1 protein-coding gene is annotated in these 369 nt (G+C 52.3%); it reads left to right on the top strand.

Features of this window, described 5'->3' with window-relative positions:
• Nucleotides 1-369 (top strand): conjugal transfer protein TraG N-terminal domain-containing protein (locus tag AAC147_RS09395; RefSeq protein ID WP_047686414.1); only part of this gene is annotated, 369 nt, incomplete at both ends.

Genomic DNA, 369 nt, shown 5'->3' with positions numbered 1-369 from the left:
AATATTGGGGAAAAATACGCCAGCTTATCAGGAAGCGGTGATCCGCCGTCTGGTCAGCCCGGTAAACCTGACGGTTTCTCAGGAGGGCTATGTTTATGCCGGGTATGGCGGCAATGCCGATCCCACCTTGTTGGATGGCGCTAACCGCATCGGGTCTTCCGCAGGGGCGTTGTTGGGGGGATTACTCAGTATGCCGATGTTCGATGCGGTACGTCAGGCACTGCCGATGATGCAGGCGGTGATTTTGATGGCGTTGTATATCTTAATCCCTTTAATTCTGTTTGCGGCATATGAGTTTAAGACCGTCTTCACGCTGACGTTTGTGATTTTTGCGCTGAATTTCCTGATCTTCTGGTGGGAAACCGCCCG

Origin of the sequence: Xenorhabdus sp. NBAII XenSa04, assembly GCF_963866145.1 — a bacterium.
Lineage (GTDB): Bacteria > Pseudomonadota > Gammaproteobacteria > Enterobacterales > Enterobacteriaceae > Xenorhabdus > Xenorhabdus indica.
Note: the sequence above shows the minus strand (reverse complement) of the source record. Positions and strands in the feature narration are given on the sequence as shown.